Raw genomic sequence first — 14394 nt, 5'->3', positions numbered from 1 at the left:
GGAACCCCAACCCGGGGCTATCCGTACCGTGTCCCCGTCGCTCTCGCGCCGGGCACTTTTACTACGTTACCTCACCGTCTTCGCCGTGTCAAACCGTGTGTCCCGGTCTGTCATGCTTCGTACGGGTCAGCGCCGGCGCACTCACGCAGCAGCGAACCGCTGCGTCAGGTCGTCGGATTCGGCAGACCGGCCGCTGCGGTTTCCCGCAGTCTCGCCCGGTTCCCTGCCGGTCGTGAACCTTACCCGGTCGGCTTCGCCGCACCAAATCCGCCTCGCGGCCGATCCGGCAAGCCCCGCCCGGACCGCGTCTTGCAGGAGCGAACCCCTGCTTGACCCGGTTGCCAGCTCGTTCCGGTGCTCTAGGACCTTCGTCCCGTTTGCCCCGTTCCGCGCTGACAGAGAGAAAGTTACGCGTCTGCGGGTTTGATCGTCAAATCCACGGGTAGCGGCGCGCGTCACATTCGCGCGTCCGACCGGTTTCCCCAGGTCAGAGCGTTCCGGCAACAGGAGGCTCGGCGACCCTCGGTAGTTGGGGGCGCCGACCGGCCCTCTCCGCAGGAGTGGCGGCGATCAGGACGGCTGCCGCCGCCGGGCGGCGAGCCAGGCCCGGACGCCGAGAACGCCGGCGGTGGTGCCGATCGCCAGGGACGCGGCGATCAGCAGCGCGTGCACCCACAGGAAGCTGGTGGCTGCGCCGTCGGCGACCGTGCCGGACGCCCAGGACCGCGGGTCCTGCCAGATGGCCACCGCGAACCTCGGCCAGATCACCCAGGTCCAGACGCCCACTCCGACCAGGAAGAGACTCCACCCTCGCGACAGCACCATGGCAGCCGAGTATGCCAGCGCATCTGCTCAGCGGGCCGGCGGCGGGAAGCGAACGCACTGCCACGCCTGGACAGGAGCCTGTTTCCGGCGTCAGCGGGATGGGCACTGCGAAGGGGGACAGCTGAGGACCGTCCCCTGGAGGTGCCCCATGCAACCCTCGATCTTCAACCCCTGGGCCTGGCGTGATCCATCCGCCCTGGCTGGCGGGTACACGCAGACCACCCCGTCGGTCACCCCTCCGGAGGGTCAGGGGGATGGGCACGACGGCCCGGATGCCCCCGGCCCGGGCACCCCCGTCGACCTGGTGGGTTATCAGGTGCAGGCGAGCGACGGGCGCATCGGCACCATCGACGAGACGAGCGACGAGGCGGACGCCGGGCACCTGGTGGTGGACACCGGGCCGTGGATCTTCGGCCAGAAGGTGTTGCTGCCGGCCGGAACTGTGGACCGGGTTGATCACCAGGAACGTGTCGTGCACGTAGACCGGACCCGCCAGCAGATCAAGGACGCCCCACCGTTCGATCAGGTTTCGGCCGACCAGGAGTACCGGGAACGTGTCGGCACCTACTACGCCGACAGCTACCTTCCCCCTCCCGGCGCCATCCCGCGGGTAATCTGAGGCCGTGGTCCGGACGGGCAACTGCGCAGCCGAGGCGGTCGATCTGGTCGACGGCCAGTTCCTCGGTGCCGTGCCCGAGACACCGACCAGCTCCGGCGATGGCCGCGAGCAACTTCTGAACGTCCTCCGTGCCGATGGTCTGCGGTTTCGCGCCGGCGCGCGATGGCGGGCGACTCGCTGAGTCGTTCCCGCTGACCGAGCAGGGCTGAGTTAGCCCTGCTCGGCGCGCGCCCACGCGTGACCCACCCTCGGATACGAGAGGCACCACCATGTCCGTCGCACGAATGCTCACCGGCGACCGGCCCACCGGCCGCCTGCACCTCGGCCACTACGTCGGCAGCATCGCCAACCGGGTACGGCTGCACCGGCGCTACGAGAGCTTCTTCATCATCGCCGACCTGCACATGCTCACCACCCGCAACCGCCGGGAGGACATCGACCAGGTCTCCGGCAACGCCCGGGAGATGGTGACCGACATTCTCGCCGCCGGCGTCGACCCGGACCGGGCCACCTTCTACCTCCAGTCGGCCATCCCCGAGGTCGGCGACCTCAACACCCTCCTCCAGAACCTGGTGACGGTGCCCCGGCTGGAACGGGTGCCATCACTCAAGGACATGGCCCGCGACGCCGGCAAGGAGGAGATGCCGTACGGGCTGCTGGGTTATCCGGTGCTCCAGGCCGCGGACATCCTCTGCGTCAAGGGGGATGTGGTTCCGGTCGGCCGGGACAACGCCGCACACGTCGAGGTCACCAGGGAGATAGCCCGGCGGTTCAACCACCTGTACGGCCCCGTCTTCCCGGTGCCCGAGTTGATCCCGGCTGACACGCCGAGCCTGGTGGGGACCGACGGCGCCGCCAAGATGAGCAAGAGCCGGGGCAACTCGATCGCGCTCTCCGACGACGCGGCGACGGTGCGGCGCAAGGTGCTCGGCATGTACACCGACCCGAACCGGGTGCGGGCCGACGTGCCGGGCACCGTGGAAGGCAACCCGGTCTTCGCGTACCACGAGGTTTTCAATCCGGACCACGACGAGGTGGCTGACCTTGCCCTGCGGTACCGGGCCGGGCGGGTGGGTGACGTGGAGGTCAAGGAACGGCTGATCGTCGCGCTGGAGGGGTTCCTGGCGCCGATCCGGCAGCGCCGGGCCGAGATCGAAGCCGACCGGGGCCTGGTCGACCGACTGATCGTCGAGGGCACGGAACGGACCCGTCAGGAGGTACGCCAGACGATGCTCGAGGTACGCCGCGCGATGGGGCTGACCGGCGCGTACCAGCGGGTGCGGCGGCGGGCTGAGCGGAGCCGACGCCGGACGGACGCCTCGACCTGAGGCCAGGGCGTCCGGTCGACGTGGCGCCGGGTCCGCTGCGACACCATCGGGGTCTCAGCGGATCCGGACGTCAGCCAGGTCCAGGGTGATCGGTGTCCAGGAGAGGTCCGGGGTGTTGTCCTCCTGGCGGAGGTGGATCCGGCGTCGCGTCGGCACGACCAGCCCGTCGACCTCGGTTGCTCCGCTGACGTAGTGCGCGACCCGGGAGGAGCCGTTGACCACCGGCTGGTAGTCCATGCGCCGGAGCAGCCCGCCGTCGTCGAAGTAGTACAGCTGGGTGTCGGTGTGGGTGTGCAGGCTCTCGGGGAACGTGACGCGCAGTACGCGCCACGACTCGCCGTCCTCCGTCCACGGCTCGACCTCGCGCGCCTCGACACCCGGCCAGGTGAACAGGAACGGCTCGACGAGGTAGTGCCAGGTGGCGTAGCCACGGAAGTAGGCCGCCTGGGCGAGCGACCACTGGCTCTCCCCGGTGTAGCCGGCAAAGCTGGCCCGGGGGTTCGTCAGCTCGTCGATCAGGCTGCCGTCGGCAGCGGTGACGGTGACCCGGTCGGTGTCAATGTCGTATTCGGTGACCTGGCCGGTGCCCTCCTGGACGTGGCGGATCCGTTCCCGGTGCAGGTCGGCCTCGACCAGTTCGGTGCTGTCGAAGTCGGGGCGGCCCTTGAACGCCCAGAACGGGCCGCCGTAGGTGAGCCGGGTGGTGAGGGTCGACGCGGTGTTCCAGCGGTCGAGGCCGCCGTGGCGCTCGATCACCTTGGCGAGCAGTGCATCCACGATGTGCTCCTAAGTTAGGACTAGATGGTCCGACGTTAGCACTGCTCGGTGGACGCCGACTACGATGGCGATGTGACTCAGCGGACTTACCAGGACGCCTGCGGGGCGGCGCGCACGATGGACATCGTCGGCGAGCGCTGGGCGCTGTTGATTGTCCGAGAGTTGGTGTTCGGCCCGAAGCGTTTCGGCGATCTGCGGGCCGGTCTGCCGAAGGCGAGCCAGAACGTGCTCAGCCAGCGGTTGCGGGAGCTGGAGCAGTCCGGCATCGTCCAGCGGGTGCAGCTCGGGCCGCCGGCCAGCGTGCACGCGTACGAGCTGACCGAGCGCGGTCAGCAACTGGAGCCGACACTGATCGCGCTGTCGCGCTGGGGCGCCGGCCTGCCCGCGGAGCCCGACGTCGAGATGAGCACTGACGCGTTCATGCTGTTACTGAAGGCCCTCTATCGGCCACCGACCGACGCGCCGGTGACCGCTCGACTCCGGTTGCAGGTGGGTGCCGACGCCTTCGAGGTGGGGGTGTCCCCGAGTGGGATCAGCGTGGTCCGTGGCCGGTCGGGCCCTGTCGACGTCACGGTCACCGGCACGGTCCGAGCACTGCGGGACCTGATGTTCGGCGGCACGCCGCTGCGGTCGGCGATCTCCGCAGGCGAGATTGAGGTGCACGGCGACACGACGGCGGCCGAGCGGTTCTTCCTGCTCTTCGGAGCGGCGCAGGGCGAGTGGACCGGATGAACCGCCGACCGATATAGCGCAGAATGCGAGAATGAGGAGGATTCTCGACATTGATCCGGTGCCGGCGGGAGCGGCGCACCGGACCACGATGTTCGAGATCTTCTTCGATCTGGTCTTCGTCTTCGCGCTCACCCGGGTCATCACGTTCATGGCGGGGTCGCCGAGCGCGCTCACCCTGGCCCAGGGGCTACTTCTGCTGCTCCTGCTGCTCTACTCCTGGGGCCCGTACACCTGGGTCGGAAACCTGGTCCGGCCGGACGTCGGCCTGGTCCGCGCGGCCACCCTGGTCGCGATGGCGGCGATCTTCGTGGCCGCGCTGGTGCTGCCGGACGCCTGGAAACAGAGCCCGGGGCTGCTCGACGCGCCGCTCACCCTCGCCCTGGCCTACGTGGTCGGCCGGGCCGTGCAGCTGGTGATCCTGTTCTGGGTGAGCGCGACGAACCCGCCACTGCGCTCGACGCTGCGCTTCTTCAGCGTGCCGGTGATCCTTGCGTGGCTCCCGCTGGTCGTCGGCGCGCTGCTCGGCGGCGCGGCCCAGACGGCGCTCTGGACGGCCGCGTTGCTTGTCGACATCGGCGGCGCGCGGATCGCGTCCGCCTTCCGGCCGTGGCAACTGCGCAGCGTGGACCACTTCACCGAGCGGTTCGGCCTGGTGCTCATCATCGCGCTGGGCGAGTCGTTGATCTCGGCCGGCGAAGGGCCACGGACGATGGCACCGGTCGGTGCGGCAGTGCTGGCCGCGCTGCTCGGCCTCACCAGCACGGTCTGCCTGTGGTGGCTCTACTTCGATCGGCTGGCCCCCGCCGCGCGGAGGGCAGTCAGCACTGTGCCGGGTGAGCGACGGGCCAGCGTGGCCGGCGACGCGTACGGCCTCGGGCACTCCCCGCTGATCATCGGCGCCATCTACGTAGCGCTCGGCATCGCGGAGGTGATCGCCCAGCTCACCGAGGAGTCCGCGCACCCCGGCCGGCTGGGTTGGGAGGCCGCCACAGCGCTCTACGGAGGCGCCGCCCTCTACCTGCTCAGCAGGTTGGTCTTCCGCCGGCTGACCGTTGGCGCGGTGTACCCGGCGCAGGTCCTCGCCGCGCTGCTGGCACTGGCCCTGCTGCCGATCGGCCGGTCCCTGCCGCCACTGGCGGCGCTCACAGTGCTGACCGCCTTCCTGATCGGGGTGACCTGGTTCGAGCGACGGATGGACCGACGCGACGATCGACCCGACACGGCACAGCCGGACCCCTCCTGAGCAACGCCATCCAAAAACCTGCCGCGCCGTGTCGATATCCCCGGCCCGCGATCGTCGTCATGCTGTACGGCGACTTGCCGCACCGAGAGGAGCCGAAACGTGAAGTACATGCTGCTGTTCATGAGCCCCATGGTTGACGGGGAGGTCGTCGACAACGGGTGCAGCTTCGAGGACTGGATCCGCTACGACCGGGAGATGAAGGACGCCGGGGTCTGGGTCTCCGGGCACCCCCTGCAGGACCTGACCACCTGCACCACTGTGCAGGTCGGCCCGGACGGCGAGCGCACGATCACCGACGGGCCGTTCGCCGAGACCCGAGAGCTGCTTGGCGGGTACGACGTCATCGACGTGCCGGACCTCGACGCCGCGCTGGACTGGGCGGCCCGCAGCCCCGGAGCCATCGGCACCGGATCGGTCCAGGTCCGTCCGATCTTCGAGATCGACATGCAGGGGTGACAGTGCCGGCCGAGGGGGCGGCCATCGGGTCGTCGGTGGAGGCGGTGTTCCGGGAGGAACGCGGCCGGCTGCTCGCCTCGCTCGTGCGCCGCTTCGGCGACCTCGACCTGGCCGAGGAGGTCACCTCCGAGGCCATCGAGGCGGCACTGATGCACTGGCCGACCGACGGCGTGCCGAGCCGGCCGGGCGCCTGGCTGCTCACCACGGCTCGGCGTCGGGCCGTGGACCGGCTGCGTCGCGACCGGGTGCTGGCGACCCGGCTCGCCGTACTGCAGGCGGAGGCCGAGCGGGCCGATCACGCGCCGCCCGCCGACGCGGACCGCGACCTGCCCGACGACCGGTTGGCGCTCTTCTTCACCTGTGCGCACCCGGCGCTGGCCGCGCAGGATCGCGGCGCGCTCACTCTGCGGTTCCTGGCCGGCCTCACCACCACCGAAGTCGCGCGGGCCTTCCTGGTGCCGCCGGCCACCATGGCCCAACGACTGGTCCGCGCCAAGCGGAAGATCCGCGACGCGCGCATCCCGTTCCGGGTGCCGGGCCCCGACGAGCTGCCCGGTCGCCTGCCCACCGTGCTTCAGGCCGTCTACTCGGTCTTCACCGAGGGGTACGCGGCCAGCTCCGGCCCGGACCTGCAACGGATCGACCTGGCCGAGGAGGCCATCCGGCTGGGCCGGATCCTGCGTCGGCTGCTGCCGGCCGAGCGGGAGGTCGCCGGGCTGCTCGGCCTGATGCTGCTGGTCCACGCCCGACGGGACGCGCGTACCGGGCCGGACGGTGCCATGATCCTTCTCGACGACCAGGATCGGGGGCGCTGGGACCGGCCCATGATCGAGGAGGGGCGCGGCCTGGTGGTGGTCGCGCTGACCGGCCGAGCGCCCGGCCCGTACGGCGTGCAGGCCGCCATCGCCGCACTGCACGACGAGGCCGCCGACGTGGCAAGCACCGACTGGCCGCAGGTGGTGGCCCTCTACGAGGTGCTGCTCGGCCTGGTGCCCTCACCGATCGTGGCGCTCAACCGGGCCGCCGCGGTCGCCATGCGGGACGGGCCGGCGGCCGGGCTCGCGCTGCTCGACGAGTTGGCCGACGAGCCTCGGCTGCGCGGCCACCACCCCTATCCGGCGGCGCGAGCCGACCTGCTGCGCCGCCTCGGCAGGTACGACGAGGCCGCAGCCGCGTACCGCAGCGCGTTGACGCTGGTCGGCACCGAGCCGGAGCGCGCGTACCTGCTCAGCCAGCTGAGAGCCGTCACGACCGAGTGAGCTGTACCCTTCCCGGGTGAGTCTGCCTCTGCCTCCCGGGCCGTTCGCCGCGTACCTGTTCGACTGCGACGGCACCATCGTCGACTCGATGCCGCTGCACTACCTGGCCTGGCAGCGGGCCCTTGAGGAGTGGGGCTGCGACTTCCCGGAGGACCTCTTCTACGCCTGGGGTGGGCGGCCCACCGCCGACATCATCGTCGCGCTGAACGAGCAGCAGGGTCTGGCCATGCCGGTGGCGGCCGTCGTCGAGCGCCGGGAGAGCTACTACCAGGAGTTGCTGCCGCAGCTCGCTGCCGTGCCCGACGTGCTGGCGCACATCCACGACGCGCACCGGCGGGTCCCGTTCGCCGTCGTCTCCGGCAGCACCCGCGCGTCGGTCACCGCCTCCCTGGACGCGCTCGGCCTGCTGGACCGGTTCGACGTGCTGGTCTGCGCCGACGACTACACCCGGGCCAAGCCCGACCCGGAGGCGTTCCTGCTCGCGGCGGAGCAGCTCGGCGTACCCCCGGAGTCCTGCCTGGTCTTCGAGGACACCGACCTGGGCATCCAGGCCGCGACGGCGGCCGGCATGGCTTCGGTACGCGTGCCGCAACAGCGCACGCCCTGACGTCTCAGAGGGTGGTTCGGAAGCCTATGTCCGATGTGGGCTTGTCGGTTCGTTAGAGGCCCTGTTGGTGGGGGTTTGAGCTTGGCTCGGAGCCCCTCGGTGTCCTTCGCGGTGGTGCCGGTGCCGAGGGCGGTGACCACGACCGCGATGATCAGCCCCAGGGCGTCCACCGCCGGTTACGACCATGTCATGGGCGCACTTTTCCTCTACATCGCATTACACGGCCCGGAAATACCGTCCGCGCCGACACTCGGGGGCTGACCAGCCAATACATGCTGGGTCCGGCGACGCGTAGCCCGGCGGTAACGGTGGGTTGTACGGTGCTGGCGGTGCCGGTGGCGGCGCTTCGCTGAACGGGTCACCTCCGGTAAGGGCGGCGATGGTGCGCCGAGAGTCGTCGAGTTCATCACGTGGCGGTGACAAGCAGGTAACGGCACGCGACGGGTGACGAGGGTGCTCGTTGCACCGGACGTGACCGTCACTCCCGCCGTCTCACCGGCCGCCACCCGCTGCGGGCTGCTCATCGTCGCCGCGATTACGCTCGCCGCGTTCGGCCCGTACCTGGCACCCGGCCTGCGTACCGAGCAGGTAGCCGTGTACGGGTCCGCTGCCATGCTGGGCGCGCTCGGTTTGTGGTTGCGCCCCCGGTTCACCGGCACCGCCGTGTGGGTGCTGGGGGCGCACCTCAGCCTCATCGGCGTCGCCATGATCGGGTTGGTGTTCCCCCCACCTAACTTCACCCTGCATGAGGCGGGGGACCTGGTCGCCGGGCTCGACAACCTGATCCTGCCCTTCGCGGTCGTTGCCGTGGTGGCGATGCTCGTGGGGGTGGGTGCGGACCCGGCGCGGATGCTCCGGGCAGTGTGCACGGTGACCGTCCTGGCGATGGCGCTAAACGCGATCATCGCGATCACGTCGGCGGCCGGTGTGGAGAACGACCTGTTGGCCCAGTTCCGGGGGTACGGCGAAGCGGAAAGCGTCGCCGACCGCGCCGAGCAACTGGGCCGTTACTCGGGCATCTTCAACCAGCCCGCCGAGGCCGGGGTGCTGTACTCGATGGCCGTCCTCGCCGCCCTGTACCTGTATCAACGGCACGTCGCGAAGCTCGCCGCCGTACTGCTTATCCTCACCGTCGGCGGCGTCCTGTCCGTGTCGAAAATCTTCCTCCTGGCTGGTGTTCCGGTCGGGATCGCCTACGCCCTACTCGCGCACGGTCGAGGCCGGCGGATGGTAGCCCTCGGTGCGGCATCTGCCGGAGCCTGGTTCGCCGCAGATATATACCTCGATCAGTGGCGCGGGCAACGGTTCGCCCAGCGGCTGATCCCGGGCAGCGGCGGGGGCGACCAGCTCGACACGTACACCGCCGGCCGTGTCGGCGGCGACTCCACCCTGCAGCAGGCCGTCGACCTGGTGATGTCGCTGTCCCCCGCCTCCGGCATGGGGCCAGCGGGGCTGCGGGTCGCCTACGACAACGGCTGGGTCGAAGCGTTGATCGTCGCCGGCATTGTCGGCGTCATCCTGCACACCGCCGTCCTCGCCAGCCTGACCGTCGGATGGTGGCGGGCACGCAGTCACCGCCCCGAATCACCATTCACCGGCGCGCTGCTCCTGCTGCTCATCGGTGCCTCAACCGGGCTGCCTGCCCTCACCGCGAACCGGTGCGCGACGGTAGTGTGGCTCCTGCTCACCCTCCTGCTACTCGCAAGGACCGACGGCCGGGTCGGCACATGGTGGCAGAACCCCAGCCAAGGGCAACACCGCCGGCTGGCGCTCGCCCCAACCCTGGTACGCGCAGACAGGTAGACCCTTACGCCGCTGGAGGGGAGGCGCGATGACGATCCCCGCAGGCGGTGATCGTCGAACCGGTGTGACCGCTCGCCCAGTCCGTAGCTGCGTTGCGTTGCGGGCGGCGGCGATCGTCCGTTCGTACCCGCGCGACGACGGGGACCTCTAGCCCCGCGCTGCTGCCCTCGACGCCTGCACAAATCGCGGAGCACTCCGGTGTAAAACAGGACGCCTGACGCGCCTTGACCTGCGAGACCGGGGAGCCGCAGGTAGGTCGGTGCAGTTGAGGGACGTTCAGTGCGACGTGGCAGACCGCATAGAGTGGTAGACGGTCAAGTACGGCCGACAGTCGCCTGATCCGTGGCACGAGCAGAGCTGGCCGTCTGCTCCGGCATCTTATGCGGCGGTACGCGTAGAAGCCGACGAATCGCCAGGTGAAGTGCTGGACGGACCCTGTCCTCCACCTTCGCGCTGATTAGCCAGGAAGCGCCGCACATCGCGGCGATCACTAGCGGCAGCGCCAGCCAGGGATGGACTGCAGGGAGCAAGGCGTTCATGGCAACAACACCTAGAGTGAAGTGGATCAGATAGAGCGGGTATGTCATCGCGCCTAGTTCGGACAGCCATGGCCACCGCATCCAGCGCAACCCACCGGTCGCTGCGAGGATCATAACGACGAAGATCGCCAGGATGACCAGGGCAGCAACGACAAGGGCCGGCGCCAGCCCGTCCGCACCCAACTCTTCGATCCGACTGTCCGCCTCCTTTACGGCGTTCGCATAGCACCCCGACAGCAGGAGGCCCAGTCGCGCAGTGAAGCCGAAGCGGCGCACCATGTATAGGGCCATGCCAGCGATGAAGTAGTGGCTGAACTGGGGCTGGACAATTAGCGCCAACGCGGCATGGGCGGCCGGCGGAACAGGAAAAGCCTCTAGCGCCACGCTGGCGGTGAGCCAGCCCCAAAGCAGCCAGTGGGTACGACGCTCGGTGATCCCCAACAGCGAGAAGGCGAACAGGATGAGGTAGAACCGCCACTCGGACCACAACGTCCAGTACACGCTTTCGACGTACTCGATGTTGGCGAGCTGGGGAAACATTGACAAGTTCGCCGCGTACTGCGCCGCGGTGACGTCGTTCCGGCCCTGCGGTCCCACAATGGCGACCATCGCCGCCGTGAGAGTGACGGCCACCCAGAAGGCGGGATACAGCCGAGAGATCCGCGACGCTACGAACTCGCGCGTGATGCGTCCCCACGCGCTCATGAGCACGACCATGCCGCTGATAAGGAAGAACAGTTCGACGCCAAGGTAACCGTACTGAGTGACCGCGCCGAGCGACGGCGCGAAGTCATATTCAAGTTGGCCCTGACTGAAGGTGTAGTGGAGAAGGACGACCATCAGGGCGGCGGCGAACCGGAGTAGATCCACCTCGAATAGGCGGTGCTGCTCTCGCAGCGGCCTTGCAGTCAGCGTCATGTGCATGCTCCAGATCGGCCAGACCGAGTACCGACCGCCGCCACCGTGGCCCGGATACGCCCCACGACGAGCTTCAGGTCGATGTAATTGAGGTCGGCGTCCGACTGTCGTGGCTGGATGTTAATCTGGTTGATACGTCCGGTTTTGAAACTGGACGATCTTCTTTTGATTCCGTGCACCGTGTTGCCCTTGTCGAGCAGGAGTTCTGACAGGTAGCTGACACCCTGCCCGGCGACCTCGAAAATGAGTAACAATCGCGACATGCGTCCCTCTCGAGGTGGCGACCCTGAGGCGTGACCTGCACGCGGTGGCCCGGACATCCGGCACACCTGAAACGATCCGGGTTGATGCGCCAATTCCTTATACCAGATTCTCGGCGCAACTCCATCGCCTTCACATTTCCCGCAAGCTGCTTCCTGAGCAAAATCAAGAAATCGTCACTGAAATATGTCTCATTCGTTGTCCCAAACGCCCGCCCACTGCCCGCAGGTCCTAAAAGAGCGTTTCGCATTTCTGTCAGTCAGGCCTGTTGAAGGTATGGCGCGGGTGGCGGGTGGCGGGTCCGTTCGGGTGCACACCCCGACGGTGACCAAGGCGTGGGTGGACGCCGGCTTCAAAGACGACGTGCAGATCCACGGCGCGGTGAACGGCATCGACGTCGAACAGGTCAAACGCTCCGACACCACGGCCGTGTTCGTGCCGATCGCCCGCCGGTGGGTGGTGGAGCAGACCAACGGCACCCTGATGCTGCACCGCCGCCTGGTCCGCGAGTACGAGAGCCGACCCGCCTGCGCGGTGTCACGCACCTGGTGGGCGTCCACGGCTAATTTGGTCCGCCGGCTGACCGGCACCACCACCGTGTCCTGGCACGACCCAGGCCACCAGCGGTGCCCCAGCCGCCGCTGCTGACCCTGCTCACCGAACGCGAACCCGCCGCCGGCCTCGCCGTCGAGCGGCTCCGCGAGCAGATCACCACCCTCACCGACCAGCTCACCGCAGCCGAGACCGAGGTGGCCGAACTGGCCATCACTCGCAAGACGCTACTGAGCCTGGGCGGCCGCCTCGACGCGGCCGCACCTACTGACCCGACCGTCGCCAGCACGGCCTACCAGCAGATCCTCGCCGTGTTCCAGGGCGCCACCGCACCGATGCGCGCCAAGGACATCTGCCGCGCCCTCGGCACCGGCACCACCGCGAAGGACACCGAGGGGCTCCGAGCCAAGCTCAAACGCCTCGTCGCCCGCCAGATCCTCACCGAACCCGAGGCCGGCCTGTTCACCCTCGCCACTGCGACCGTCGTCCACGGAACCCCCACCAACAGGGCCTCTAACGAACCGACAAGCCCACATCGGACATAGGCTTCCGAACCACCCTCTCAGGCCACAGTCAGCAGGAGCTTGCCGGAGTAGGACGTCTGTAGGCGCTGGTGCGCATCCCGCACCTTGCCCAGTGGGAACTTCTGCGCGACGTGCACCACGAACGGCCCGGCCTCGATGAGCTCGTTGAGGCGCTGCAACTGTCGAGGGCTCGATTCGCCGTCGTACGCGCGGACCATGACGCCCGGCCGCTCCTGCGGCTCCGGCTGCACGCCGTGGGCGAACGCGACCACCCCGCCCTCGGCCAGCGCCTCGGTGAGCCGGTCCAGCGTGGCGCCGCCGGCCATCGCCAGGATGGCGTTCACCCCGCCCGGCGCCGCGTCCCGGATCCGGGCCAGCACGTCGGTCATCTCCCCGTGGCCGTCGAGGGACACGTCGGCGCCGAGCCGGGTCACCAGCGCGACACCGTCCGCCCCGGACGCCACGGCGATCACGTTCAACCCCTGCCGCTTCGCCAACTGCACGGCCAGGTGACCCTGGCCGCCGCTAGCACCGAAGATCAGCAACCAGGCGCCGGCCGACAGGCTGATCGCGTCGAGCCCGGCCAGCGCGGTCAGCGCATCGGTGGGCATGGCACCGGCGTGCTCGGGGGGCACACCGTCGGGCACCTTCGCCGCGTACTCCGCCTTGACCGACGCGTACTCGGCGTAGAAGCCGCCCTTCGGCCGAGCGGTGGCGGAGACGTAGACCAGGTCTCCCACGGCCAGGCTGGTCACCTTGCCGCCGGCCGCGATGACGGTTCCGGCGCCGTCGGAGCCGGGCACGATCGGGAGCGCCGAGCCCTCCGGCACCAGCACGCCCTGCCGCTCGTACGCGTCCCACACCCCGACACCGGCGCTCAGGACCTTGATCAGCACCTCGTCGTCGGCGACCTGCGGGATCGGCAGCTTCCGCAGGGTGATCACCTCCGGCCCGCCGAACTCGTCGAAGGCCGCGGCCTGCATCCGCTCTGGCACATCCCCGTCAACCATGTGGATTCCCTCTCCGTGCCGGCGTCACCGTCGCAGCATGCCGGCTCGGGAACAGGCGTGGCCCGGAGCGGAGCGTCGTTCACCCACAAGGACGAACGCACGCGCTCGGTGGGCCTCGCCGGGCGTAGCCGGGGCGGGCACGGGAATGTCCGCGTACCCGCCGGGCGCGAGCGCGGGTGCGTTCGACGTCGAGGACCGGGCGCGTCGCGCTGACCGCAGGACCGACGGAAGGGGCATCGTGCACGCTCCGTCGACGCGGGCCACGGCCTGGCTCCTGGTGGGGCTGGCCACGGCCTCCGGCTGCATCGACGTGATCTGTCTGACGAAGCTCAACGGCTACTTCGCCAGCGTGATCACCGGCAACCTCGTGCACTTCGGCCACGCGCTCGCCACTGCCGACACCCGGTCGCTCTCGGGTGCGGTGGTGGCGGTTGGCGGGTACGCGGTGGGCGTGGCCGCTGCCACTGTGCCGTTGCGCCACACCCCGCCGGGTTGGAACCGCCGTACCGCTGTGGTGACATCGGCCGAGGCGGTGCTGCTGCTCGGCTTCACAGTGGGCTGGCTGGCCTGCTCGGCACGTCCCGGGTACGGCTTCGGGCTCGTGCTGCTGGCGATGGCGGCCGTGTCGAGCGGCATCCAGAGCGTGATCACCGTGGCCGCCGGAGTGCGGGGTGCGTCGACCACCTACCTGACCGGCTCGCTGACCGAGTTGGTCCGGCGTCGCGTCGTCGACCCGCACCGGTTCGCCGACGTGGGTGGCATCGGCCGGCTGGCGGGGCTGGTGGTCGGCGCCGTACTCGGCACCGTGGTGCTGCGTACGGCCCCGACCTGGGCATCCGTGCCGGCGGCGGTGCTGGTGGTCGCCGTCATCGCGTTCGCGATCGGTTTGACCCAGCGGGCGAGAACCGCCGCCGGCCGAAGCCAGCCGAGTTGACCGGAGC

General features: G+C 69.4%; 16 protein-coding genes and 1 pseudogene. 12 read left to right on the top strand and 5 right to left on the bottom strand.

The genetic code is table 11. The features are described 5' to 3' along the window. Positions 1-570 precede the first annotated feature (570 nt). Positions 571-825: an SCO4848 family membrane protein gene (locus NIE79_RS20050; RefSeq protein ID WP_091397045.1), complete on the bottom strand. Its 255-nt coding sequence runs from the start codon at positions 823-825 to the stop codon at positions 571-573. Positions 826-973: 148 nt separating this feature from the next. Between NIE79_RS20050 and NIE79_RS20045 the strand changes: the two genes are divergently transcribed. From NIE79_RS20045 to trpS, 3 genes are all read left to right on the top strand, one after another. Further along, on the top strand, positions 974-1444 hold the full coding sequence (locus NIE79_RS20045; protein WP_238680019.1) for a PRC-barrel domain-containing protein: 471 nt from the start codon (positions 974-976) through the stop codon (positions 1442-1444). Between the two features lie 4 nt (positions 1445-1448). Further along, complete coding sequence (locus NIE79_RS20040) at positions 1449-1625, top strand: hypothetical protein (protein WP_238680018.1); 177 nt, start codon at positions 1449-1451, stop codon at positions 1623-1625. Between the two features lie 88 nt (positions 1626-1713). Further along, positions 1714-2772, top strand: coding sequence for a tryptophan--tRNA ligase (trpS, locus tag NIE79_RS20035; RefSeq protein ID WP_238680017.1), 1059 nt, complete (start codon positions 1714-1716; stop codon positions 2770-2772). A gap of 54 nt (positions 2773-2826) precedes the next feature. On the opposite strand, the gene NIE79_RS20030 is transcribed toward trpS, so the two are convergent. Beyond that, positions 2827-3549, bottom strand: a complete 723-nt coding sequence (locus NIE79_RS20030; protein ID WP_238680016.1) for a hypothetical protein — start codon at positions 3547-3549, stop codon at positions 2827-2829. A 72-nt stretch (positions 3550-3621) separates the two neighbouring features. On the opposite strand from NIE79_RS20030, the gene NIE79_RS20025 reads away from it, so the two are divergent. The 6 genes from NIE79_RS20025 (at position 3622) to NIE79_RS20000 (ending at position 9649) form a co-directional block, all read left to right on the top strand. Continuing rightward, a complete protein-coding gene (locus NIE79_RS20025; protein ID WP_238680015.1) occupies positions 3622-4281 on the top strand; it encodes a winged helix-turn-helix transcriptional regulator in 660 nt (219 codons plus the stop codon). Positions 4282-4312: 31 nt separating this feature from the next. Continuing rightward, positions 4313-5524 carry a low temperature requirement protein A gene (locus NIE79_RS20020; protein ID WP_238680014.1) on the top strand — a complete coding sequence of 404 codons (1212 nt, stop codon included), beginning with the start codon at positions 4313-4315 and terminating at the stop codon, positions 5522-5524. A gap of 108 nt (positions 5525-5632) precedes the next feature. Next, a complete protein-coding gene (locus NIE79_RS20015) occupies positions 5633-5980 on the top strand; it encodes a YciI family protein (RefSeq protein WP_210782759.1) in 348 nt (115 codons plus the stop codon). A 2-nt stretch (positions 5981-5982) separates the two neighbouring features. Beyond that, positions 5983-7239, top strand: coding sequence for an RNA polymerase sigma factor (locus NIE79_RS20010; RefSeq protein WP_238680020.1), 1257 nt, complete (start codon positions 5983-5985; stop codon positions 7237-7239). 16 nt (positions 7240-7255) lie between these two features. Then, complete coding sequence (locus NIE79_RS20005; protein WP_238680013.1) at positions 7256-7846, top strand: HAD family hydrolase; 591 nt, start codon at positions 7256-7258, stop codon at positions 7844-7846. A gap of 453 nt (positions 7847-8299) precedes the next feature. After that, positions 8300-9649, top strand: coding sequence for a hypothetical protein (locus tag NIE79_RS20000; protein WP_238680012.1), 1350 nt, complete (start codon positions 8300-8302; stop codon positions 9647-9649). Between the two features lie 314 nt (positions 9650-9963). Here the strand turns inward: NIE79_RS20000 and NIE79_RS19995 are convergent, their stop codons facing one another. Both NIE79_RS19995 and NIE79_RS19990 read right to left on the bottom strand, forming a co-directional pair. After that, positions 9964-11106, bottom strand: a complete 1143-nt coding sequence (locus tag NIE79_RS19995) for an acyltransferase family protein (RefSeq protein WP_238680011.1) — start codon at positions 11104-11106, stop codon at positions 9964-9966. Beyond that, positions 11103-11369: a GDP-mannose 4,6-dehydratase gene (locus NIE79_RS19990; RefSeq protein WP_238680010.1), complete on the bottom strand. Its 267-nt coding sequence runs from the start codon at positions 11367-11369 to the stop codon at positions 11103-11105. Before NIE79_RS19990 ends, NIE79_RS19995 begins: the two co-directional genes overlap by 4 nt. A 298-nt stretch (positions 11370-11667) precedes the next feature. Between NIE79_RS19990 and NIE79_RS19985 the strand changes: the two are divergent. Together NIE79_RS19985 and NIE79_RS19980 are read left to right on the top strand one after the other, a co-directional pair. Next, a pseudogene (locus NIE79_RS19985) lies at positions 11668-12015 on the top strand (IS5 family transposase); the annotation flags it as partial. Beyond that, the gene (locus NIE79_RS19980; RefSeq protein ID WP_238680008.1) at positions 11994-12464 is read left to right on the top strand and encodes a hypothetical protein; all 471 of its coding nucleotides are present in this window, start codon (positions 11994-11996) and stop codon (positions 12462-12464) included. The pseudogene NIE79_RS19985 and the gene NIE79_RS19980, both read left to right, overlap by 22 nt. A gap of 17 nt (positions 12465-12481) precedes the next feature. Here NIE79_RS19980 and NIE79_RS19975 read toward each other — a convergent pair whose 3' ends face one another. Continuing rightward, positions 12482-13453: a quinone oxidoreductase family protein gene (locus NIE79_RS19975; protein ID WP_238680007.1), complete on the bottom strand. Its 972-nt coding sequence runs from the start codon at positions 13451-13453 to the stop codon at positions 12482-12484. Between the two features lie 145 nt (positions 13454-13598). Between NIE79_RS19975 and NIE79_RS19970 the strand changes: the two genes are divergently transcribed. After that, positions 13599-14387: a YoaK family protein gene (locus NIE79_RS19970; protein ID WP_238680006.1), complete on the top strand. Its 789-nt coding sequence runs from the start codon at positions 13599-13601 to the stop codon at positions 14385-14387. Positions 14388-14394: the final 7 nt, after the last annotated feature.

This window comes from Micromonospora trifolii, assembly GCF_022229005.1.
Taxonomy (GTDB): Bacteria; Actinomycetota; Actinomycetes; order Mycobacteriales; family Micromonosporaceae; genus Micromonospora; species Micromonospora trifolii.
Note: the sequence above shows the minus strand (reverse complement) of the source record. Positions and strands in the feature narration are given on the sequence as shown.